Here is a 21,409-nt window from a genome sequence, read left to right on the forward strand (position 1 = left end):
CACCATGAAGCTGCCCGATAGCGTGTTTTTAGTCACAGGTGGAAGTTCTGGCCTGGGGGCCGCCGTGGTCCGAATGGCACTCGCAGCGGGCGCCCGCGTGGTGATCGCCGACCTGGCCGAGCCCGACGAAAGCGACTTGTTGCCCGAATGGAAGGACCGCTGGACCTACGTGCAAACCGACGTGGCCAACGAGGCCAGCGCCCAGACCGCCGTGCAGATCGCCATCGGCCGATTCCACCGGCTGGACGTGCTGGTCAATTCGGCCGGCATTGCCCGCGCCGAGAAGATCCACGGCAAAGAAGGGCCGCACCGCCTGTCGGTGTTTGCCAAGACCATCGAGGTCAACTTGATTGGCAGCTTCAACATGATGCGGCTGGCCGTGCCTGCCTTCGTGGCCTCGGGCGCGCTGGCGGATTCGTCCAAGGGCGTGATCATCAACACCGCCTCCATCGCGGCCTTCGATGGCCAGATCGGGCAGACGGCTTACGCGGCCTCCAAAGGCGGCATCGTGGCGATGACCTTGCCCGCCGCCCGCGAACTCGCGCGCGACCAGGTCCGCGTGATGACCATTGCCCCCGGCATCTTCGAAACCCCCATGCTCAAAGGGATGCCGCAGGAGGTGCAAGACGCGCTGGCGGCGGGCATTCCCCACCCATCGCGCCTGGGCAAGCCCTCCGAGTACGCCGACCTGGTCCGCCACATTGTGGAGAACGAATACCTCAACGGCGAAGTGATTCGGCTGGACGGTGCCATCCGCCTGGCCCCCCGATGATGGACGGCCTGCTGACCGAAGAGCAGCGCGTGCAGCGCGATGCCATCCGCGATTTCGTTCAATCCCACATCGCGCCGTTTGCCGCCCAATGGGACCGCGACCGCGACCTGGGTGAAGGCATCGTGCGGCAAATGGGCCACATGGGTTTGCTCGGCATGGCGGTGCCCGCCGAATGGGGCGGCACCCAATCCGACGACTTGAGCTACGCCCTGGCGATTGAGGAGGTGGCGGCGGGTTGCGCCTCATGCGCGGTGCTGATGAGCGTGCACAACTCGGTGGGCTGCGTGCCCATTTTGAAGTTCGGCACGCAGGCGCAAAAAAAGCAATGGCTGCCCGCCTTGGCCCGGGGTGATCTGCTGGGCGCTTTTTGCCTGACCGAGCCCCACAGCGGCTCCGAGGCGGATGCCCTGCGCACCCGCGCCGAGCTGAAGGACGGGCACTGGGTGTTGAATGGCCAGAAGCAGTTCGTGACCAATGGCGAGCGGGCCGACCTGGCCATCGTGTTTGCCATCACTGAGCCCGGCCTGGGTAAGAAGGGCATCTCGGCCTTTGTGGTGCCCACCGATGCGCCGGGCTTTCACGTGGGCGCGCGCGAACGCAAGATGGGCTTGCGCGCGTCCGACACCTGCCCGGTGGCGCTGGACGATTGCCGCATTCCCGAGGCCCACCTGTTGGGCGAGCGCGGGCAGGGCTTGAAGATCGCGCTGTCGAACCTGGAAGGCGGGCGCATTGGCATCGCCGCGCAGGCCGTGGGCATTGCCCGCGCGGCCTTGGCCGAAGCGCATGCCTATGCGCAAGAGCGGGTGCAGTTTGGCAAGCCGATTGCCGAGCACCAGGCCATTGCGCACATGCTGGCCGACATGTTGACGCGCTTGAATGCCGCAAGGTTGATGGTGCACCATGCGGCGCGTTTGCGCGGGGCGGGTGAGCCTTGCACCTCCGAGGCCGCGCAGGCCAAGCTCTTCGCCTCAGAGATGGCCGAGTGGGTGTGCTCCAAGGCCATCCAGGTGCTGGGTGGGTACGGCTACCTGGAGGACCATGCGGTGGAACGGCATTACCGGGATGCGCGGATCACGCAGATTTATGAAGGCAGCAGCGAGATTCAGAGGACGGTGATTGCCAGGTACTGGTGACCACCGCCTTCAAGCCTTCACTGCGGCACTTTGGCCGCCTTCGCCCGCTCGATGCCTTTGGCGTATTCCACCGGCCGGATGTGACCTTTCAGCAAGGAGGCCGTGGCGGCCAGCGTGTACTTGGCCACATAGTCCGCGTGAGTGGGGTAAAGCGTCTTCAGCTTGCTGGCATCAAAGGCATTGGTGTTGCCCCCGGCCACGCAAGCGAACAAGTCCAGAAACGCCAGCGAGCCCGTCGTGAAGTTGGCGTGGCCGTATTTGGCAATCGGCACCTCGATCTCGGGCAGGCGCAGGCCGCCCAGCGCATTGCCATGGGCGTCCTTCTTGATGGACCCCAGCCAATCGCGCTGCAGGCGAGGTGCGGTCGGGGGGGCGACGCCCGTGGTTACCCAGTTCTTCAGGTGGTGGATGGCCGCGATCTCGGTCGCGTAGAAGGGCATGGCGTTGTAAGGGCTGATGCACGCGGGCGGTACCCAGCCCACATCACGGCCGCTGACTTCGGCAATGTTGTCCAGCAGGTACTGGTCGGCGTGCGACCCCCCGGCCACCTCCCACTGGCGGATCTTGTCGGTGTCGATCTGTTTGGACGTGCCCGAGCCCAAGGCCGAGTCCATCTCGGTCTGCAGCAAGAACACGGGGGCCTTGGTGTCGCTGCGGATGGCGGCGGTGGCGGGCAGGTTGTCGCTGGAGGCCAGTTTGGCGCCGGTGGCCAGGCGGCCGTGGATCAGCAGCCCGTCAAACACCTGGTCGAGCGGCTGGATGGCGTTGGCGTAGGTCAGCAGGCGCATCGCGGATTGGGAATGCCCGGTGGCCAGGATCTTCTGGGGCTGCAAGCCGCCCAGGAGCACGGCGGCCTGGTCGCGCACGGCCTGGGCGGTCTGCGACAAGATGTCGTAAGAGATGTCGTCATCGGGGATGCTCATGGCGGCATAGCGGTCACCAAACTGCTTGAGCTTTTGCACACCGGTGACGCCCACCTTCTGCACGTTCACGCCAATGTAGGCATAGCCTTCGCGCAGGATGGCTTCGTGGGCCATGCTCCAGTCCACGTCCAGCGGATACCCGGTGCTGACGTTGAGCCATTCCACGATGACGATGCCGTTGAACTGCGCGGCACTGGTCGGCCGACGCACGATCATCAAGGTGTTGTAGGGGTTGGCGCTGGAGACCACGCTGGCGGCCCATTTGCCATCGGCGCCCAGGGTGCCAGTGCCCCGGTATTTGCGGGCCAGGCCGCTGATGGAGAACTCCTGCTCGACGAACTGGCTGTCGGTCGCCGGGTCAAGCCGATCACCAAAACCCGGCATGGCCGCACTGGGCGTGATCACGGCCTGGGGGGCGGCGGCCATGCTGGATGCCGTGGCGCACGCCAGCAACGCAGCCAGACAACATTGGCGCAGGGTAGTCTCGGTGGGTCTGTGCTTCATGGGAATCTCCTTGGAACGAATTTGGTTGCATGGTTGACGTTAAAACCGCACCGCCAAGTTAGTTCCACTCCGTAACAACCACACTGGGTAGAACCCCGCACGCCCCCAGGTTCAGGGGGGTCTAGTCCGACAAGGTTGAAATGGCGGCTTTTCTGACAAGCGATGAAGCCAAAGGCCTACAAGAGCGCCGAACAAGGGGCGTTGAAATCATCAACAAGAAGAACAACCTGAATGAAACCATCAATGTCCTTGCAGTTTCGTGACGGCGCTCCGTCCTCCCCCAGGCTTTTGATGATGTGCGCAATCCTGGCCACCGCAGGCCTGGCCAGCACGCCCGCGAAATCACAACAGGCCAGCTTGACCGAGGACGGCGGCGCCGAGTTGAAGGGCTGGGCCTTCGTCCTGGAGAACGACCTGCTGGGCACCAAAAACGCTAAAGACCGCTGGTACACCAACGGCATGCAATTGATGCTCGCTTTTGAAGATGGCCGAGAGCCCGAGTTGCTCAAGCCCACTTTGTCTTGGGGACGGTGGATGGTGCCCGAGAGCTGCGAAGGCGATGGGTGCAATGTCAGCTTGAACACCGTGCTGGGCCAGAACATCTACACGCCGCGTGAAGTGGATGTGGCAGAACCTCAAACGCGTGACCGACCTTGGGCAGGCTGGCTGTATGGCGGCGTCGGTTTGTCCAACTTCAGTGGCAACCGGCACCAGATGATGGGCTTCAAAGCGGGTCCGACGGGCCCGGCATCGCTGGCGGAAGGCACGCAGAAGGCAGCGCATTGCTGCCTGGGCTCATCGAAGGAGCCGATGGGCTGGGACAACCAGCTGCGCCCCAGATTGGGTGTGCAGCTCAGCTACCTCTCCACGAACTACCACTTCGTCGACAGCCCCTTGGGCCTGCAAACCTCTTGGGGCGGCGCCGTGGGCAATGTCCACACCTTCTTGCGCGGCGCGGTGGCCGTGACCTGGAGCCCCGCGGGCGGCCAGGGCCGAGGGCTCCAATCAGGGGGCCTGGACGAGGGCGAGTTTTTCACGCCGGACTTCAGCGCACATGCCACGCGTGGCACCTTCATGGACAGCCTGCGCCACACCGTGTTCTACGCGCACATGCAGGTCAGCGCGGTGGCCTACAACGTTTTCCTGGAAGGGCGCACCTATAAGGGCCATGCAGAGATTGATCCTGAACGCCTGGTGGGCACGTCCACCGTGGGGTTCGCAGTGCCCCTGGGTGAGCGGGGTCAGCACAAGCTGGGCGTGGCCTGGAAGAGGCGCACGCCTGAGTTCGAGGTGCGCGGCGCCGATCCCAACCGGGATCGCTACCAAAGCTGGGGTGTGCTGAGCTACTCGCACGACCTTTGAGTGGCTTCAAGCCTGTTGGCGCTCACGCCTGCGCGAGCGGATCGGGGCCATTCTCCAGGCGCCCATGAATCCCACCCCGGCCAAGGCCAACAAGCTGGCACTGGTTTCTGGAACACAGGCGATGCCGCCAGTGATCTTGGGGCCATCAATGCCATGCCCGTGGTACACGATCGCGGTCCAGTTGCCCAAGCGCGTCTCGCCGCCGACATGAGGCCCTACGTCGTCAAACCACTCATACGTGCCTGAAAACTGGTCGAAGATGGACTTCGTGTAGTACTTGCCGTTTTGCAGGCAACCCAGCGTGCAAGAGGTCTTGAGCTTTTCCTCGGTGGTGCTGGTGGCTTCTTCCTTGATCTCAAAACCCGTTGAATAACTGCCTCCAATCTTGGCGCCAATGCCTTTGAACTCCGCAGTCAGCTCGCCGTTGACTTCCGCATTGGAGGTCTGCGCGAATGACTTGGTGTAGCCCTTGGTCCAGGACAACTCAATCTCGTACAGGTTGGGCGACTGGGTACTTGGGTTGGTGATGTCCCACTTCAAGGACCACGGCGTGCTTTGATCCACCAGCACGTTGGTCAACGTCAGTTTGGTCAGGCCTGAGTTGTCGGTCAGATCCCACCAGGGGTCGTCCAAGGGACGGTCATACAACACAATGGGCACAGCGGCCCAGGCTGATCCAAAACCGAACACGGCCAGCACCATGCTGGACGCCACCAAGCGGCGGAGGCCGGAACTCAAGATGCCCATGTTGAAGTCCTCTCTGATGAGTTGGAATGAACGAAATGTGTGTCCGCTTATAAAAGATTAACTTGATGAACTTCAGGCGTCAAGAACATGACGCCTTCGTTTACGATGGCACCGGGCTGCCTCATTGCGGCTCACGTCGCTCGGACGGTTCCGGGCGCTCACGTGAAAGTCATCCCATGTCCTCATCTGCAGGCAAGCGCCGCTTTGCGCGCATCGATCGCCTCCCTCCCTACGTTTTCAACATCACGGCCGAACTGAAATTGGCCGCGCGCCGCCGTGGCGAAGACATCATCGACATGAGCATGGGCAACCCAGACGGGGCCACACCACCGCACATCGTCGCCAAACTCACCGAGGTCGCGCAGCGGCCAGACACGCACGGCTACTCGGCCTCCAAGGGCATCCCGCGCCTGCGCCGTGCCATCGCGCATTGGTACAAAGACCGTTACCAGGTCGACATCGACCCGGACAAGGAAGCCATCGTCACCATCGGCTCCAAGGAAGGCTTGGCCCACCTGATGCTGGCCACGCTGGACCGGGGCGACACGGTGCTGGTGCCTGATCCGTCCTACCCCATCCACATCTATGGCGCGGTGATCGCGGGGGCGGACATCCGCTCGGTGCCACTGGTACCCGGTGTGGATTTTTTTGCCGAACTGGAGAAGGCCATCCGGGGCAGCTACCCCAAGCCCAAGATGATGGTGCTGGGTTTTCCATCGAACCCCACGGCGCAATGCGTGGAGCTGGATTTCTTCGAGCGCGTGATTGCCTTGGCCAAGAAGCACGACATCTTCGTGGTGCACGACCTGGCCTATGCCGACATCGTGTTCGACGGCTGGAAGGCGCCATCGATCATGCAGGTGCCGGGTGCGAAAGACATCGCGGTCGAGTTTTTCACGCTCAGCAAGAGTTACAACATGGCGGGCTGGCGCGTGGGCTTCATGGTGGGCAACCCCGACCTGGTGGCCGCGCTGGCGCGCATCAAGAGTTACCACGACTACGGCACCTTCACGCCCTTGCAGGTGGCGGCGATTGCGGCGCTGGAGGGCGATCAGCAGTGCGTGAAGGACATCTGCGCGCAGTACCAGAACCGGCGCGATGTGCTGTTCAAGGGGCTGACCGAGGCGGGCTGGAAGGTTGAATGCCCCAAGGCCTCGATGTACATCTGGGCGCGCATCCCCGAGCACTACCGCGCACTGGGGTCGCTGGAGTTTGCCAAGCTGCTGATGGAGAAAGCCAAGGTGTGTGTGTCACCCGGCATCGGCTTTGGCGACCATGGCGATGACCATGTCCGTTTTGCCTTGATCGAGAACGAGGCGCGGATACGTCAAGCGGTGCGAGGTATCAAGGCGATGTTCAAGGCCGATGGCGTGACGACCTGATCGGCCCGTGTGTCGCCATGGCGTCGGGCGGACGGCGTCAAGCCCCAGATGGCGACCGAAAACCGCTTTGGGCACGCGCATTGCCGGATGAGGGTCCAGGCGGCAGCACGCCGCACCTTTCTCTGTGCACTGCAAAAGGAGCTCACCATGCCTACCGTTCACGACAAACAAACTCTCCAAGCCGACACCCACCGTGACCCGATCACCAATGCCCCAGACTTCCATCCAGTGGGCACCGGTGTGGGCGCCGCGGCAGGTGGTGTGGCGGCGGGCGCCGCCATTGGCTCAGTGGCCGGTCCCGTCGGCACGCTGGTCGGCGCGGCAGCGGGCGCCATCGTTGGCGGCCTGGCCGGCAAGGCGGTGGCCCGCCGCATCGACCCCGATGTAGAAGATGCCCACTGGCAGGAAAATTATTCGCGTGAATCGTATGTGTCGCCGGGCGAAAGTTACGACGACTACGGCCCGGCGTATCGCCACGGTGTGAACAACTTCGAGACCTACCAAGGCCGCTCGTTCGACGAGGTGGACAGCGACCTGGGCCGCGAGTGGGACCAGGGCGCGCGCGGCAAATCCAACCTGTCATGGGACAAGGCCAGGCAAGCCACTCGGTCATCCTGGGACCGCCTCAGCGACACGGTGGAACGCGCCATCCCGGGTGATTCCGACCACGACGGTCGGTAATCCAAGCCACGGCGGGCGCTGACGCCACCCTGTGGTGGGGGGCCAGCACCCATGAAAAAGCGGAGCAGCCTGTGAGGGCTTGCTCCGCTTTTTTTGGCTTGATGAATCAACGACCGCCGTCCGGCAGTTCGATCTTGACTTCCAGCACATCCAGGTTGTCCTGGCGCTCCAGGCTCACCTTGATGTCGTCCGGGTTGATGGCGATGTATTTGGTGATCACCGCCACCAGTTCACGCTGCAGGGCCGGCAGGTAATCCGGGTTGCCGTGCCGACCATTGCGCTCGTGCGCGAGGATGATCTGCAGGCGCTCCTTGGCCACGCTGGCGGTCTTTTTCTTTTCACCGAGGAAGAATGAAAGGAAGGACATGCTGCTTACCTCCCCCCGAACATGCGCTTGAAGAAGCCGGGCTTGACGGCCTCGATGAAGCGCATGGGTTTGTCTTCACCCAGAAAGCGTGCGATCACGTCCTTGTAGGCCTCGGACACGTCCGACTCGGCCAGGTGAATGGCGGGCAGGCCCTGGTTCGACGCGGTCAGCACCGACTCCGATTCAGGGATCACGCCAATCAGCGGGATGCGCAGGATCTCCTGGATGTCTTGCAGCGACAACATCTGGCCCTCTTCAACCCGCGTGGGGTTGTAGCGGGTGATCAGCAGGTGCTCCTTGATGGGCGTTTGCCCTTCAATGGCGCGCTTGGTCTTGGAGGCCAGCATGCCCAGGATGCGGTCCGAGTCGCGCACGGACGAGACTTCGGGATTGGTCACCACCAAGGCTTCATCCGCAAAGTGCATGGCCAGCAGGGCGCCGGTTTCGATGCCTGCGGGCGAGTCGCAGATGATGTATTCGAAGTCCATCGCGGCCAGGTCGGTCAGGATCTTCTCGATGCCTTCCTTGGACAGCGCGTCCTTGTCGCGCGTTTGCGAGGCGGGCAGCACGAACAGGTTGTCGCACTGCTTGTCCTTGATCAGCGCCTGGTTCAAGTTGGCTTCGCCATTGATGACGTTGATCAGGTCATAGACCACGCGCCGCTCGCAGCCCATGATGAGGTCGAGGTTGCGCAGACCGACGTCAAAGTCGATCACCACGGTTTTGTGGCCACGAAGGGCAAGACCTGACGAAAAGCTGGCGCTGGTGGTGGTTTTGCCCACCCCTCCCTTGCCGGAGGTCACCACGATGATTTTGGCCATCGGTATCGAGTCCTTCTAAGTTAATTGAGCTTGATCGCTTCCATCACCAGCTTTTCGCCATCAAGGCGAATCTGGGCAGGTTTGCCCAGCAGGTCTGGTGAGAGAGCGGTTTCAGAGGTGCGGTAAATGCCTGCGATGGAGATCAGTTCGGGCTCCAGGCAGGTGGTGAAAATGCGCGCCTCGGTGTTGCCGCGCGCGCCAGCGATGGCTTTGCCGCGCAGCGGGGCGTAGACATGGATGTGGCCGTCGGCGATGACTTCAGCGCCATTGTTGACCGCCGCCAGCACCACCAGGTCGCCGCCCTTGGCATAGACCTGCTGGCCGGAGCGCAAAGGCTTGTCGATCACCATGGTGGGCACGGAAGGGCCGGGCACCTGCACGGGCACTTCGCGGATCACCTCGACCTCGCGGATGACTTCTTGCACCACGGTTTCAACGCGGACGGGCACCTTGGCCGAGGGGCCATCGGGCGCTTCGAACAGGCCCACGGCTTGCGCGGCGGCCATCTGCGCGGGGCTGCCACCCTTGACGGCCACCGGCACCATGCGGTGTTCGCGCAGCAAGGCGATCAGGTGGTTGAAGGGGATGGCTTTGGCGTCGTCCTGGACGGGCGTCAGGTCGATGACCACCGGGTCCTGGTTGAAAAAATCGGCGGAGGCGCCAAAACGCTCGGTCAACTCACCGGCCAGGACCGCCAGGTCGGTGGTTTTCAGCACCACGGCGACCAGGGTCAGCGTGGCACTTTTCAGATCGACGATGAGCGGGGTGTTCCCTTTGGAGACAACAGCCATGGGGCAGCGAGACCTCGAAAGGGATACAGTTTACCGGTTCGTTCGCTCCTGGCCCTGAATCCGCATGCTTGAAGTTCGAGGATTGACCAAACGTTATGGCCCCGAGCCGGTGTTCGCCCACGTCGACATGAGCGTGCAACCGGGCGAATTCATCGCCATCGTGGGCGAATCGGGGGTCGGCAAATCCACCTTGCTGAACTGCCTGGCGGGGCTGGACGGGGCCGACGAGGGGCGCGTCACCCTGAAAGGCGTGGACGTTCAGTCGCTGGACGAGACCGCTCAGGCGCACTTTCGGCGCCGCCACCTGGGCTTCGTGTTCCAGGCCTTCCACGTGCTGCCGCATTTGAGCGTGGCGCAGAACGTGGGCCTGCCATTGATGCTGCTGGGCGAGAACAAAGGCGCCGCTTATGCCCTCCGCTTGGCCCAGGCCTTGACGTCGGTCGGACTGGAGGGCCTGGGCGAACGCCTGCCGCAACAGCTGTCGGGCGGGCAGTTGCAACGCGTGGCCATCGCGCGCGCCTTGATCCACCGGCCCGCGCTGCTGCTCGCCGACGAGCCCACCGGCAACCTCGACCCCGAGACCGCCGACAAGGTGATGAGCGCCTTCGTGGCCCAGATCCGCAAGCATCAAACGGCCTGCGTGATGGTGACCCACTCGCCCTCGGCCGCCCAACGGGCCGACCGCGTGCTGCGGCTGACCCGGCAAGGCCTGCGCGATGCGGCCTGAGCCCTCGCCCGTTGCCACCCTGCTGCGTCACTTTTCCTGGCCGGAGCTGCGGCACCACGGCTGGCGGCATGCCACCGCCGTGCTGGCCGTGCTGCTGGGTGTGGCGCTGGCGTTCTCCGTGCACTTGATCAACGAATCGGCCCTGAGCGAGTTCAGCTCGGCGGTGCGATCGGTCAATGGCCAGGCCGATTTCAGCCTGCGCGCAGCGCGCGGTGGCTTCGACGAAGCGCTGTACCCGCGCGTGGCCCGGCACCCCCAAGTGGCCCTGGCCAGCCCGGTGGTCGAGGTGACGACGCTGGCCATCGGCCCTCGCGGGCAAAGGCAATCCCTGAAGATCCTGGGGTTGGACCCCCTGGTGGCCGCGCCTTTGGCCCCCGCCTTGATCCCGCAACTGCCCAAAGGCGAGGACCGCCTGCTGCTGTTCGCCACCGACGCGGTCTCACTGAACGCGCAGGCCCGCCAGAAGCTGGGCGTGGAAGCGGGCGACACGATCGAGGTGCAATCGGGCCTGGCCTTGAAGAGGTTGCGCGTGGTGGGCACGGTCATCGCCGGTGGCGAAGCCTTGGGCGTGATGGACATCGCGGGCGCCCAAACTTTGCTGGGCACCTTGGGCCAACTCAACCGCATCAACGTCAAGCTGATCGGTGGTGCGCAGGCCGACCAGGTGCTCAAGGCCTTGCAGTTGCCCGATGGCGTGGTCAGCGATTCGGGCGACGAGTCCACGCAGCGGGTGTCCAACGTGTCGCGCGCCTACCGGGTCAATCTGACGGTGCTGGCCCTGGTGGCGCTGTTCACGGGTGCCTTCCTGGTGTTTTCGATCTTGTCGCTGTCGGTGGCCAAGCGGCAGCAGTCCTTGGCCCTGTTGGGCGTGCTGGGCTTGAGCGCCCGCGAGCGGCTGAAGCTGGTGTTGTGCGAGTCGGCCGCCATCGGGCTGCTGGGCTCGGTGCTGGGCATCGCGGCGGGCACGGGCCTGGCCTACACGGCGCTCAAGCTGCTGGCCGGTGACCTGGGGGGCGGCTACTTCCCCGGCATCGTGCCCACGTTGCAGTGGTCGCTTTGGGCGGCCGCGCTGTATGGGGGCCTGGGCGTGCTGGCCGCCATGTTGGGGGGTTGGTTGCCCGCCCGGGCTGCGCAAGATTTGCCACCCGCCCAGGCCCTGAAGGGATTGGGCGACACGCACCGCGCCTCGCGCCTGCCCTGGTTGGGCCCGGTGCTGTTGTTGCTGGGCGTGGCGCTGGCCATGCTGCCCCCGGTGGCGGGCGTGCCGCTGTGGGCTTACCTCAGCGTGGCGGCTTTGCTGATGGGCGGCATCGCCTGCGTGCCCGGCACGGTGGGCTGGCTGCTGCGCCTGTGGCCCACGCCGCAGCGGCCCGCCGCCCTGCTCGCGTTTGAACGCGCGCGGCGCATGCGACACACCGCCACGGTCGCCATCGCGGGCGTCGTGGCCAGCCTGAGCTTGTCGGTCGCCTTGACGGTGATGGTGGCCAGCTTCCGGGGCTCGGTCACGGCCTGGCTGGACGTGGTCCTGCCCGCCGACCTGTATGCCCGCGCCACCAACGGCGCGGGCAGCGACACCTTGAACCTGGGCCAGGACCTGCTCAATGACGTCCGGCAAGTGCCCGGCGTGCAGCGCGCCGTGGGCATCCGCGTGACCTCGTTGAACTTGAGCCCATCGCTGGGCGACGTGGCCTTGCTGTCGCGCCCGGTGGGCCAGGCTGACCGCAGCCTGCCGCTGGTGGGTGACCTGCTGCCGCCCAAGCCTGGCCAGGTGTCTATCTACGTGAGCGAGGCCATGGTCGACCTGCACGGCGCCGCGCCTGGCCGCACCTTGGCGCTGCCTTTGCGCGTCGGCCAGCCGCCCGTTCAAGCCCATGTGCGCGGCGTGTGGCGCGACTATGCGCGCCAGCAAGGCGCCATCGTGATCGACCAGGCCGACTACCAACGCTTGACCGGCGACCTCGGCATCAACGACCTGGCCCTGTGGCTCGCCCCCGAGGCCCGCACGCCCGATGTGCAAACCGCCATCCGCCGTGCGGCCGAAGCGCGTGGCCTGGCCGGTGGCCTGATCGAATTCGCCGAGCCGCGCCAGATCCGCGAGACCACCTTGCGCATCTTCGACCGCAGCTTTGCCGTCACCTACTGGTTGCAGGCCGTGGCCATCGGCATCGGCCTGTTTGGCACGGCGGCCAGCTTTTCAGCGCAGGTGCTGGCGCGTCGCAAGGAGTTCGGCCTGCTCAGCCACCTGGGCTTCACGCCACGGCAGGTGCTGGGCATCGTGGGGGGCGAAGGCCTGGTGCTGACTGGCATTGGCGCCTTGATGGGATTGGGGCTGGGCCTGGCGGTCAGCATCGTGCTGGTCGAGGTCGTCAACCCGCAAAGTTTTCACTGGACCATGGACCTGCTGGCGCCTTGGGATCGATTGGGCCTGCTGTGCCTGGGCGTGGTGCTGGCCGGCACTTTGACCGCTTTGGTCGCAGGCCGACAAGCCATCGGGCGCGATGCCGTGATGGCGGTGAAGGAAGACTGGTGAGGCGATGCAGCGCATGAACACAGACCAACGCATGACCTCGCTGGATCGGCGTGATTGCCTGATCGCCTTGGGCAGTTTGGGTGCGCTCGGCTGCCCTCCCATCCTCGCGGCGTCCTTGGTGAAAGCCAGCACCGTCGCGCCTCCCGAAGTCAAAATTGGCGATGCCCTGGGCTTCCCGCGCGACTTCGGTGCCCACCCCGAGTTCCGCACCGAGTGGTGGTACATCACCGGCCGTCTGCGCACGGCGGATCGTCAAACCCTGGGCTTCCAGGTCACCTTCTTCCGATCGCGCGTGGACACGGCCCAAGACAACCCCAGCCAGTTCGCCGCCAAACAGTTGATCCTGGCGCACGCCGCCATCACCGATGTGGCCGGCCGCCAGTTGCTGCACGACCAACGCATCGCCCGCGAAGGCCTGGGCCTGGCTGGCGCCACGCTGGAAGACACGCACGTGCACCTGAAAGACTGGTCCCTGCAACGCAGCGGCAGCGCCACGCAAAGCCTTTACCAGGCCCAAGTCAAAACCCAGGCCTTCGGCTTCAAACTGAACATGCGCAGCACGCAAGCGCCCTTGGTGCAAGGCCAAGCCGGGTATTCACGCAAAGGCCCCCTGCCCAGCCAGGCCAGCCGCTATTACTCGCAACCGCAGCTGGCGGTCACCGGCCAGGTCACCCTGCACGGCAAGGCACAACCGGTCAGCGGCCTGGCCTGGATGGACCACGAGTGGAGCGAGTCATTGCTGGCGCCCGACGCCGTGGGCTGGGACTGGATCGGCATGAACCTGCGCGATGGCAGCGCCCTCATGGCCTTCCGCCTGCGCCGCCAGGATGGATCCACGCTGTGGGCTGGCGGCAGCTTCCGCGCGCCCGGCCAAGCGGCCCGCATCTTCAAACCCGACGAGGTCCGCTTCACGCCTGGTCGCACCTGGCAAAGCCCCGCCACGCACGCCAGCTACCCGGTCGAATGGCAAGTGGACACGCCCGCCGGACGCTTCACCGTGCGCGCCCTGCTGGACGCGCAAGAACTGGCCGGTCAGCAAAGCACCGGCACTGTCTACTGGGAAGGCCTGAGCGAATTGCGCGACGTCGACCAGCGCGTGGTCGGCGAGGGCTACCTGGAGATGACCGGTTACGTCCAGCCCATGGTGCTTTGAAAGCCGCTCACTGGCGTCCGGCCGCCATCACCGCCATGTCCAGGCCTTCCTCGGCCGACTGGGTGCTGCTCTTGGCCACGCACTTCACGAACTCATAGTCCGACTCGTTGACGGTGCGGGTTTGCAGCCAGTACTTCCAGGTCGAGTTCGGCCAGATCGCGAAGTTGATGCCCTCGGCGGTCTGGTACCAGCTCTTGCAGCCTGAGGACCACACCGTGCCCTTGAGCGCCTGCGTCACCTCGTTCAGGAAGCGCGTCATCGCGGCCGGCTTGACGTCCAGGTAGTCCACGCCCTTGGCCTTGACCAGCTGGATGCACTTGACGATGTACTCCACCTGCGCCTCGATCATGAAGATGATGGAGTTGTGGCCCAGGCCGGTGTGCGGCCCCACCAGTTGGTACATATTGGGGTAGTTGGCGGTGGTGATGCCCAGGTACGACGTGGGGCTGGTTTTCCAATCCTCTTGCAAGGTGTGGCCATGGCGGCCGCGCATCTCGAAGCTCTTCATGTAAATGCGCGGGTCCACGATGAAGCCCGTGCCCAGGATCAGACAGTCCATCGGCCGCTCCACGCCATCCTTGGTGACGATGCTGTGCTCGCGGATCTCCTGGATGCCGTTGGTCACCAACTCCACGTTCTGGCGGTTGAAGGTGGGGTACCACTTGTTGGAGATGAGGATGCGCTTGCAGCCCAAGGTGTAGTTGGGCGTGAGCTTTTTGACCAGGGCCGGGTCTTTCACCTGGTGTGAGATGAACTTCTTCAGCGCCGCGCCACCAATGCGCGCCATCCACGGGTTGAAGATGGGCCACACGCGCGACTCGTTGGTCCAGTAGCAGCGCCAGCGGTGCAGGGTGCGCGTGATGGGCAGGGCTGCGAACAGCTTCTTGCGGAACTCGGAATACTTGCGCGTGTCGCGCGGGATCACCCAGGCGGGCGTGCGCTGGAACACGTGCAGCTTCTTGACCAGGGGCGCGATCTCCGGCACGTACTGGATAGCACTGCCTCCGCTGCCCAGGGACACCACGGTCTTGCCGTGCAGGTCGTAGCCATGGTCCCACTGGGCCGAGTGCATCACCTTGCCCTTGAAGGTGTCCAGCCCCTTGATGTCAGGGAAGGCGGGCACGTGCAGCGGGCCCGAGGCGAGCACCCAGTGGCGCGCGCTGATCACCTCGCCACCGGCGGTCTTGATGGTCCAGCGCCCCGTGCCTTCGTTGAACACCGCGCTGATCACCTCCTGGTTGAAATGGATGTGGGGGCGGATGCCGTATTTTTTGGTCACGCCCAGGATGTACTGCTGGATTTCGTCCCAGGGGGCGTAGCGCTTGGTCCAATCCGGTTTGGTCTCGAACGAGTACGAGTACATGTGCGACTGCACATCGCACTCGGCGCCCGGGTAGGTGTTGTCGCGCCAGGCGCCGCCCACCTCACTGGCTTTTTCCAGGATCACGAAGTCGTCGATGCCCGCCATCTTGAGCTTGACCGCCATGCACAAGCCGCCAAAGCCGACACCAGCGATCGCCACTTCAACCTGGCGCGGGCGGGGGAATGAGGAAATGGTCGTGTTCTGTGAAGTCATGCGGCACCTTGTTGATTTGTCTCCGAACGTCAGGCCATGGTGCGTGCGCGATGCTCGCGCCGCCATGCTAGATTCGCCCGTCTGATTGATTATTTCGGCCAAACTGGCGGCACTCCAGCCCCGCAAGGCCGGTCCTTGACGCAGATCAAACCAAGCAAGCACCACCCATGGGTACCCGTCCCGTCCTGGGCCTCATTTACATGCTGCAAGGCCTGCAGCAACTGGGCGAAGACCCCACCCCCGTGCTGGCCCGGCACGGCCTCGTCCTGGAACAGCTGAACCCCAGCACCCCCATCGACCGTGCCCGCGAACTGCGCATTTATGCCGACCTGGCCCAGCACCTGCACGACCCCACCATCGGCCTGCGGCTGGGGCAGTTCTACAACCTAGCGGGCTATGGGCCGCTGGTGATGCTGCTGCTGACCTGCGCCAATGCCTACGAAGCCTTCCAGATGGGCATCCGCTACCAGCGCCTGACCTACAACTACGGCACCTTGCGCTTCGAGCCCGGCGAACAACTCAGCGCCCTGGTGCTGGAGCCCTTGCCCATGCCCCCCAAGGTGTTCCGCTTCCGGGTGGATGGCGAGGTCTCGGGCACCTACAAGATGATGCGCGACCTGCAGGCCTCGCTGGGCCTGGACTTGCGGGCCGAGCGCATCGACATGCCCTACCCGCGCCCGCCGGAAGCCGCCGCCTATGAAACCCATTTCGGCTGCCCCGTGCGCTTTGGTGAACCCGTGGCCCGCCTGTGGATGCGCAACGAATACCTGCAACTGCGTTTTGCCTCGGCCGATCCGGCGGCCCACGGCATGTACCGGTCCATGTGCGAGCAACAACTGGTGGCGCAGAACGTGTCACTGAGCACCTTGAGCGATCGGGTGCAGGCCCACCTGGCGATGTTCACGCGGGGCTACCCCAGTGCGGAAGAGGTGGCCCGCTCATTCCAGTTGTCCGAGCGCAGCCTGCGGCGCCAGTTGAGCGAAGAAGGCCACAACTTTCGCGATCTGCTGAGCCGTGTGCGTTACGACAAGGCGCAGCACCTTCTGCAAAGCACCCAGCAGTCGATCGAAGCGGTTGCCCAGGAGCTGGGCTATGCTGAGTCCGCCGCCTTCATCCACGCCTTTCAGCGCTGGAGCGGTAAAACGCCCGCCGCTTTCCGAAGCCGCCCCCAGACTGATACAGTGTGCGCCCCGTCCGCCCCGCCAGAGAACCCGCCCCTTGAGTAGTTATTGCGCCATCGACTTCGGCACCTCCAATTCGGCCATCGCCATTCCCACGGAGCAGGGCATGCGCCTGGTGCCGCTGGAGGGCGACAGCCTCACCATGCCCACGGCGGTTTTCTACTGCACCGACAGCGACGACCTGCCCACGGCCTTTGAAAAGGCCACCGGCCGCTCGGGGGCCGAACTGCCCCGCACCTTTGGCCGCGCCGCCGTGCAGGCCTACATCGAAGGCTACGAAGGCCGCCTGATGCGCTCCATGAAGAGCATCCTGGGCAGCCCCTTGGCCGAACAGACCACCGACCTGGGCCACGGTTTCGGCGTCAAGTACATCGACATCATCACCGGCTATTTGCACCACCTGCGCAGCCGCGCCGAGCGCGCCAGCGGGCAGGTGCTCAGCCACGTGGTGCTGGGACGCCCCGTGTTCTTCGTCGATGACGACCCCGAGCGCGACGCGCAGGCCCAGGCCTCGCTGGCGGCCGCCGCCCACGCCGTCGGCTTCAAGGACGTGGCCTTCCAGTACGAGCCGATTGCCGCCGCGTTTGACTACGAGCAGCAGGCCACGCGCGAAGAGCTCGCCCTGGTGGCCGACATCGGCGGCGGCACCTCCGACTTCTCCGTGGTACGCGTGGGCCCGCAACGCGCCGCCCTGCTCGACCGCCGCAGCGACATCCTGGCCAACCACGGCGTGCACGTGGCCGGTACCGATTTCGACCGCCGCGTGTCCCTGTCCTGCGTGATGCCGCCCCTGGGCCACGGCGGCATGGGGCCCAGCATCGGTGGTCAGCCGCCGCGCCCCATCCCCAGCCGCGTCTACTTTGACCTGGCCACCTGGCACCTGATCAACAACGTCTACCAGGCCCCGCGCGTGGCCGAGCTGAAAAGCATGAACGGCTTCTACGCCGACCCGGCCCAGTTCAAGCGCCTGATGAAGGTGGTGAACGACCGCCTGGGCCACGCCCTGGTGGGCAGCGCCGAAGCCGCCAAGATCGCCGTGGCGGCCGGGGGTGATTTCGACATCGACCTGTCCATCATCGAAGCCGGCCTGCACGTCCCCTTGAAGGAAGCGCAGGCCGAACAAGCCTTCCGCGAAGACCTGGCCCGCATCACCGCCTGCGCGCTGGACACCGTGCGCATGGCCGGCCTGCAACCCTCGGACATCCACGCCCTGTATTTCACCGGTGGCTCCACCGGCATGAAACTGCTGACCGACCAGCTGGAAGCGGCCTTCCCCGAAACCCGTGCGGTGCGCGGCGACCGCCTGGCCTCGGTGGCCACCGGCCTGGGTTTGCACGCTGGGCGCTTGTTCGGACGAGGGCCATAAGTCACACTACGGAGCGCCGCCAACGCAGGTGGAGGGAGAGTTTGTGCCTTTGACCCGATCACATGTTGCATGGCCACGGCTGGCCTGGGTGATCTTCAGCGCAACGCTTTACGCGCTGGCTTGGCCGGTCGCCGCCAAGCCCACCGTGATCCGGGTGGTCACGGATGACGCCTTCCCGCCCTACACCTTCCGCGATGTGGAGGGCCGCCCGTCCGGCTACCTGCTGGAGTTGTGGCAGCTGTGGGAGACCAAGACCGGCATCAAGGTCCAGTTCACGGCCACCAACTGGGGCGAGGCCCGGCGCCTGATCGACACGGGCGGGGCTGAGGTCATCGACATGATGTACCGCACCCCGGAGCGCGAGGCCCTGTACGACTTCTCGCCGCCTTACGAGGTCGCGCCCGTGACCGTCTTCCGGCACGCCTCGGTCAACGGCATCAACAACGTGGCGGCGCTGCGCGGCTTTCAAATCGGCGTGCAAGAAGGCGATGTCTGCATCGACAAGCTGCGTCAGGGCGGCGTGACCAATCTGCGCATCTTCAAGGCGCATGCCGACGTCATCCAAGCCGCCGCCGCCCAGGACATCAAATTGTTCTGCCTGAACGAGCGCACGGCCCACTACCACCTGGCCAGACAGGATCTGCACCCGGCCTTCCGCAAGGCTTTCGAGATTTACCAAGGGCAGTTCCACCGAGCCACGCGCAAGGGCGACACGGCCACCATGAAGCTGGTGGAAGACGGCATGGCCGCCATCACGGCGGACGAACTGGCCAAACTGCACCAGAAATGGATGAACGAGCCGATCAACCTGGCACCCTATGCGCAGCAACTGGGCATCGGCGTGCTCGCCCTGTTGGGGCTGGGCTTCTTGCTGCTGGGCTGGGTCACCAGCCTTCGCCGCATGGTGCGGCGGCGCACCGCTGAAGCCGTGCTGCAAAAGGCGCAACTGCAGACCCTGGTGAAGAACATCCCAGACCTGCTCTGGCTCAAAAGCGTGGGTGGGGTCTACATGGCCTGCAATCCGGGCATTGAGCGCCTGTACGGGGCCACGGAAGCCGAGATCATCGGCAAGACCGACCACGACTTCGCCGACAAGGCCCAGGCCGACATGTTCCGCGAGCAGGATCACCTGGCCCTGGCCGCCGGTGGCCCACGCGCCAACGAGGAATGGCTGAAGTTCCCCGGCGAGGCCGAGGCCCGCTTGTTCGAAGCCTTGAAGGCCCCGGTCTTTGACGCGCAAGGCGAGCCCATTGGGGTGCTGGGCGTCGCGCGCGACATCACCGAACGCAAAATCGCCGCCCAGGAGCTTGAAGGCCTGCGCCACCACCTGCAGGAACTGGTGGACGAGCGCACCGCGCAACTGGCCGAAGTGGCCGACGCGCTGCGCAAGGCCAATGTCGAGCAGCAGGCCCTATTTGACGCCGCCACGGTGGGCATCGGGCTGCTGCGGGGCCGCGTGATCCTGCGCTGCAACCGGCGCATGGAAGAGATCCTGGGCTTCGCGCCTGGCCAGTTGGCAGGTCAAGCCACGCGCGTTTTCTACCCCAGCGAAGAGGCCTACCTCGCCGCCGGGGACAAGGTCTACGCGCAGATGATGACGGGCGAAACCCACGTGCGCGAAGAGCAGCTCATCAAACACGATGGCAGCCGGTTCTGGGGTCGGATCAGCGCCCGCCTGGTGGACAAGGACCACCCGGAGCGCGGCACGCTGGGCATCATCGAAGACATCACCACCGAACAAGAGGCCATGCAGGCCCTGCGCCAGGCCAAGGAGGCCGCTGAAGCCGCCGCGCGCATCAAGTCGGATTTTCTGGCCAACATGAGCCACGAGATCCGCACCCCGATGAACGCCATCATCGGCCTGACGCACCTGGCCTTGAAGACCGACCTGAAACCCCAGCAGCGCGACTACCTGCAAAAGATCGCCGGGGCCAGCGATCACCTGATGGGCATCATCACCGACATCCTGGACCTCACCAAGATCGAGGCCAGCAAACTGGACATCGAGCACCGCAGCTTCGAGTTGGAACAACTGCTGGTCAACATTTGCGCCCAACTGGTCGAGATGGCCAGCAGCAAGAACCTGGAGTTGATCCTGGACGTGGCGCCCGACGTGCCAGCCCAACTCGTCGGCGATGCCTTGCGCATTGGGCAGGTGCTGCTCAACTACGGCGCCAACGCGATCAAGTTCACCGAGCAGGGCGAGATCGGGATCATCGTGCGCGTGCAGCGGCGCCAAGGCCGGCAAGTGCAATTGCACTTCGCGGTGCGCGACACCGGCATCGGCCTGAGCGCGGAACAGCAGGCGCGGCTCTTTCAAAGCTTCCAGCAGGCCGACACCTCGATCACGCGCAAATATGGCGGCACCGGGCTGGGCCTGGTCATCTCCAAGCACCTGGCCGAGCAGATGGGGGGCGAGGTGGGCGTGGACAGCGCCCCCGATGCTGGCAGCACCTTCTGGTTCACCGTGGCGCTGGAGGTCGGCCCGCACGAGGCTCGCCTGCCCCCACCGGCCCCGCATGGCCAACGCGCCCTCGTGGTGGACGACAACGACCGCGCACGCCAGGTGCTGCACGGCATGCTGGGCCACCTGGGTTTCGTGGTCAGCGATGCCGCCTCGGGCCAGCTGGCCATTCAGGCCGTCGAAGAAGCCGCCACGGCAGCCCAACCTTTCACGCTCGTGCTGGTCGATGCACAGATGCCCGGTCTGGACGGCGTGGACACGATCCGCCAGATCCGCGCGCTGGGCTTGCATGCCGCGCCTCAACTGGTCCTGCTGTCCAACTACGGCCAAGACCAGGCCATGGAGCAGGCCCGCCTGGAAGGCATCGAGCACGTGCTGATCAAGCCGGTGCACGCCTCGTTGCTGCAAGACCTGACCGCCTTGGTGCTGGGCGGGCCACGCCCGCAGCCCAGGGCGACCGCCCAGCCCTCCGCAGCCGAGCTGGCCGTGAAGGGCAAGGCCCACGGCGCGCGCATTCTGGTCGTGGAAGACACCGCCTTGAACCAGATGCTGATGAACGAGATCCTGGTGAGCCTAGGCTTTGCCGTGGACTTCGCCGAGAACGGTGCGATCGGCGTCCAGAAGGTTTTGTCCACGCACTACGACCTCGTCCTGATGGACATGCAGATGCCGGTGATGGATGGCATCACCGCGACCACCCAGATCCGCCAGCATGCCGGCTTGGCCCAATTGCCCATCATCGCCATGACAGCCAACGCCATGCGCGAAGACAGCGAGCGCTGCCTGGCGTGCGGCATGAACGATTACATCGCCAAGCCGATACGGCTGCCGCAGCTCTGGTCAGCGCTGGACCGCTGGCTCACCGCCGCCCGCTCAAGTTCGCGCTGAAACGACCGTAAAAGACCGGTCACCCCGGTCCAAGGTCCTCT

The 21,409-nt window shown here is 64.9% G+C and carries 17 protein-coding genes; 11 read left to right on the forward strand and 6 right to left on the reverse strand.

The window, feature by feature from the left end:
* Positions 1–4 precede the first annotated feature (4 nt).
* Both PSV38_RS20165 and PSV38_RS20170 read left to right on the forward strand, forming a co-directional pair.
* On the forward strand, positions 5–772 hold the full coding sequence (locus tag PSV38_RS20165) for an SDR family NAD(P)-dependent oxidoreductase (protein WP_300550707.1): 768 nt from the start codon (positions 5–7) through the stop codon (positions 770–772).
* Positions 772–1,905, forward strand: coding sequence for an acyl-CoA dehydrogenase family protein (locus PSV38_RS20170; RefSeq protein WP_300550789.1), 1,134 nt, complete (start codon positions 772–774; stop codon positions 1,903–1,905). Before PSV38_RS20165 ends, PSV38_RS20170 begins: the two co-directional genes overlap by 1 nt.
* A 17-nt stretch (positions 1,906–1,922) precedes the next feature.
* On the opposite strand, the gene PSV38_RS20175 is transcribed toward PSV38_RS20170, so the two are convergent.
* Positions 1,923–3,332 carry an alpha/beta hydrolase domain-containing protein gene (locus tag PSV38_RS20175; protein WP_300550709.1) on the reverse strand — a complete coding sequence of 470 codons (1,410 nt, stop codon included), beginning with the start codon at positions 3,330–3,332 and terminating at the stop codon, positions 1,923–1,925.
* A 294-nt stretch (positions 3,333–3,626) separates the two neighbouring features.
* Between PSV38_RS20175 and PSV38_RS20180 the strand changes: the two genes are divergently transcribed.
* Positions 3,627–4,694 carry a lipid A deacylase LpxR family protein gene (locus PSV38_RS20180; protein ID WP_300550711.1) on the forward strand — a complete coding sequence of 356 codons (1,068 nt, stop codon included), beginning with the start codon at positions 3,627–3,629 and terminating at the stop codon, positions 4,692–4,694.
* 6 nt (positions 4,695–4,700) lie between these two features.
* Here PSV38_RS20180 and PSV38_RS20185 read toward each other — a convergent pair whose 3' ends face one another.
* The gene (locus tag PSV38_RS20185) at positions 4,701–5,441 is read right to left on the reverse strand and encodes a hypothetical protein (protein ID WP_300550713.1); all 741 of its coding nucleotides are present in this window, start codon (positions 5,439–5,441) and stop codon (positions 4,701–4,703) included.
* 176 nt (positions 5,442–5,617) lie between these two features.
* Between PSV38_RS20185 and alaC the strand changes: the two genes are divergently transcribed.
* Positions 5,618–6,823, forward strand: a complete 1,206-nt coding sequence (gene alaC / locus PSV38_RS20190) for an alanine transaminase (protein ID WP_300550715.1) — start codon at positions 5,618–5,620, stop codon at positions 6,821–6,823.
* A gap of 147 nt (positions 6,824–6,970) precedes the next feature.
* The gene (locus PSV38_RS20195; RefSeq protein WP_300550716.1) at positions 6,971–7,504 is read left to right on the forward strand and encodes a hypothetical protein; all 534 of its coding nucleotides are present in this window, start codon (positions 6,971–6,973) and stop codon (positions 7,502–7,504) included.
* 106 nt (positions 7,505–7,610) lie between these two features.
* On the opposite strand, the gene minE is transcribed toward PSV38_RS20195, so the two are convergent.
* Genes minE through minC form a run of 3 tightly spaced genes read right to left on the reverse strand, consistent with a single transcriptional unit; the run spans position 7,611 to position 9,483 of the window.
* Positions 7,611–7,871, reverse strand: coding sequence for a cell division topological specificity factor MinE (minE, locus tag PSV38_RS20200; protein ID WP_300550717.1), 261 nt, complete (start codon positions 7,869–7,871; stop codon positions 7,611–7,613).
* A 5-nt stretch (positions 7,872–7,876) separates the two neighbouring features.
* Complete coding sequence (gene minD / locus PSV38_RS20205; RefSeq protein ID WP_290659073.1) at positions 7,877–8,692, reverse strand: septum site-determining protein MinD; 816 nt, start codon at positions 8,690–8,692, stop codon at positions 7,877–7,879.
* A 20-nt stretch (positions 8,693–8,712) separates the two neighbouring features.
* Positions 8,713–9,483 (reverse strand): septum site-determining protein MinC, encoded by a 771-nt coding sequence (minC, locus tag PSV38_RS20210; RefSeq protein WP_300550720.1) that lies wholly within the window; start codon positions 9,481–9,483, stop codon positions 8,713–8,715.
* Positions 9,484–9,547: 64 nt separating this feature from the next.
* Here minC and PSV38_RS20215 point away from each other — a divergent pair, with 64 nt between their 5' ends.
* Genes PSV38_RS20215 through PSV38_RS20225 form a run of 3 tightly spaced genes read left to right on the forward strand, consistent with a single transcriptional unit; the run spans position 9,548 to position 13,893 of the window.
* Positions 9,548–10,210 carry an ABC transporter ATP-binding protein gene (locus PSV38_RS20215; RefSeq protein ID WP_300550722.1) on the forward strand — a complete coding sequence of 221 codons (663 nt, stop codon included), beginning with the start codon at positions 9,548–9,550 and terminating at the stop codon, positions 10,208–10,210.
* A complete protein-coding gene (locus PSV38_RS20220; RefSeq protein WP_300550724.1) occupies positions 10,200–12,740 on the forward strand; it encodes an ABC transporter permease in 2,541 nt (846 codons plus the stop codon). The genes PSV38_RS20215 and PSV38_RS20220 overlap by 11 nt, the downstream gene beginning before the upstream one ends.
* Positions 12,741–12,753: 13 nt before the next feature.
* The gene (locus PSV38_RS20225) at positions 12,754–13,893 is read left to right on the forward strand and encodes a carotenoid 1,2-hydratase (RefSeq protein ID WP_300550726.1); all 1,140 of its coding nucleotides are present in this window, start codon (positions 12,754–12,756) and stop codon (positions 13,891–13,893) included.
* A 7-nt stretch (positions 13,894–13,900) separates the two neighbouring features.
* Here PSV38_RS20225 and PSV38_RS20230 read toward each other — a convergent pair whose 3' ends face one another.
* A complete protein-coding gene (locus tag PSV38_RS20230) occupies positions 13,901–15,469 on the reverse strand; it encodes an NAD(P)/FAD-dependent oxidoreductase (protein WP_300550728.1) in 1,569 nt (522 codons plus the stop codon).
* 167 nt (positions 15,470–15,636) lie between these two features.
* On the opposite strand from PSV38_RS20230, the gene PSV38_RS20235 reads away from it, so the two are divergent.
* The 3 genes from PSV38_RS20235 (at position 15,637) to PSV38_RS20245 (ending at position 21,368) form a co-directional block, all read left to right on the forward strand.
* The gene (locus PSV38_RS20235; RefSeq protein WP_300550730.1) at positions 15,637–16,695 is read left to right on the forward strand and encodes an AraC family transcriptional regulator; all 1,059 of its coding nucleotides are present in this window, start codon (positions 15,637–15,639) and stop codon (positions 16,693–16,695) included.
* Positions 16,688–18,016 (forward strand): Hsp70 family protein, encoded by a 1,329-nt coding sequence (locus tag PSV38_RS20240; RefSeq protein WP_300550732.1) that lies wholly within the window; start codon positions 16,688–16,690, stop codon positions 18,014–18,016. The genes PSV38_RS20235 and PSV38_RS20240 overlap by 8 nt, the downstream gene beginning before the upstream one ends.
* An 88-nt stretch (positions 18,017–18,104) precedes the next feature.
* Positions 18,105–21,368, forward strand: a complete 3,264-nt coding sequence (locus tag PSV38_RS20245; RefSeq protein WP_300550734.1) for a response regulator — start codon at positions 18,105–18,107, stop codon at positions 21,366–21,368.
* The last annotated feature ends 41 nt before the right edge of the window (positions 21,369–21,409 follow it).

This window comes from Aquabacterium sp., assembly GCF_029946005.1.
In the GTDB taxonomy this organism is placed as follows: Bacteria; Pseudomonadota; Gammaproteobacteria; order Burkholderiales; family Burkholderiaceae_C; genus Aquabacterium.

Coding starts and splice junctions, on each gene's coding strand:
- PSV38_RS20165 (WP_300550707.1), top strand. CDS start 5: ATGAAGCTGCCCGATAGCGTGTTTTTAGTCACAGGTGGAAGTTCTGGC.
- PSV38_RS20170 (WP_300550789.1), top strand. CDS start 772: ATGGACGGCCTGCTGACCGAAGAGCAGCGCGTGCAGCGCGATGCCATC.
- PSV38_RS20175 (WP_300550709.1), bottom strand. CDS start 3,332: ATGAAGCACAGACCCACCGAGACTACCCTGCGCCAATGTTGTCTGGCT.
- PSV38_RS20180 (WP_300550711.1), top strand. CDS start 3,627: ATGTGCGCAATCCTGGCCACCGCAGGCCTGGCCAGCACGCCCGCGAAA.
- PSV38_RS20185 (WP_300550713.1), bottom strand. CDS start 5,441: ATGGGCATCTTGAGTTCCGGCCTCCGCCGCTTGGTGGCGTCCAGCATG.
- alaC (WP_300550715.1), top strand. CDS start 5,618: ATGTCCTCATCTGCAGGCAAGCGCCGCTTTGCGCGCATCGATCGCCTC.
- PSV38_RS20195 (WP_300550716.1), top strand. CDS start 6,971: ATGCCTACCGTTCACGACAAACAAACTCTCCAAGCCGACACCCACCGT.
- minE (WP_300550717.1), bottom strand. CDS start 7,871: ATGTCCTTCCTTTCATTCTTCCTCGGTGAAAAGAAAAAGACCGCCAGC.
- minD (WP_290659073.1), bottom strand. CDS start 8,692: ATGGCCAAAATCATCGTGGTGACCTCCGGCAAGGGAGGGGTGGGCAAA.
- minC (WP_300550720.1), bottom strand. CDS start 9,483: ATGGCTGTTGTCTCCAAAGGGAACACCCCGCTCATCGTCGATCTGAAA.
- PSV38_RS20215 (WP_300550722.1), top strand. CDS start 9,548: ATGCTTGAAGTTCGAGGATTGACCAAACGTTATGGCCCCGAGCCGGTG.
- PSV38_RS20220 (WP_300550724.1), top strand. CDS start 10,200: ATGCGGCCTGAGCCCTCGCCCGTTGCCACCCTGCTGCGTCACTTTTCC.
- PSV38_RS20225 (WP_300550726.1), top strand. CDS start 12,754: ATGAACACAGACCAACGCATGACCTCGCTGGATCGGCGTGATTGCCTG.
- PSV38_RS20230 (WP_300550728.1), bottom strand. CDS start 15,469: ATGACTTCACAGAACACGACCATTTCCTCATTCCCCCGCCCGCGCCAG.
- PSV38_RS20235 (WP_300550730.1), top strand. CDS start 15,637: ATGGGTACCCGTCCCGTCCTGGGCCTCATTTACATGCTGCAAGGCCTG.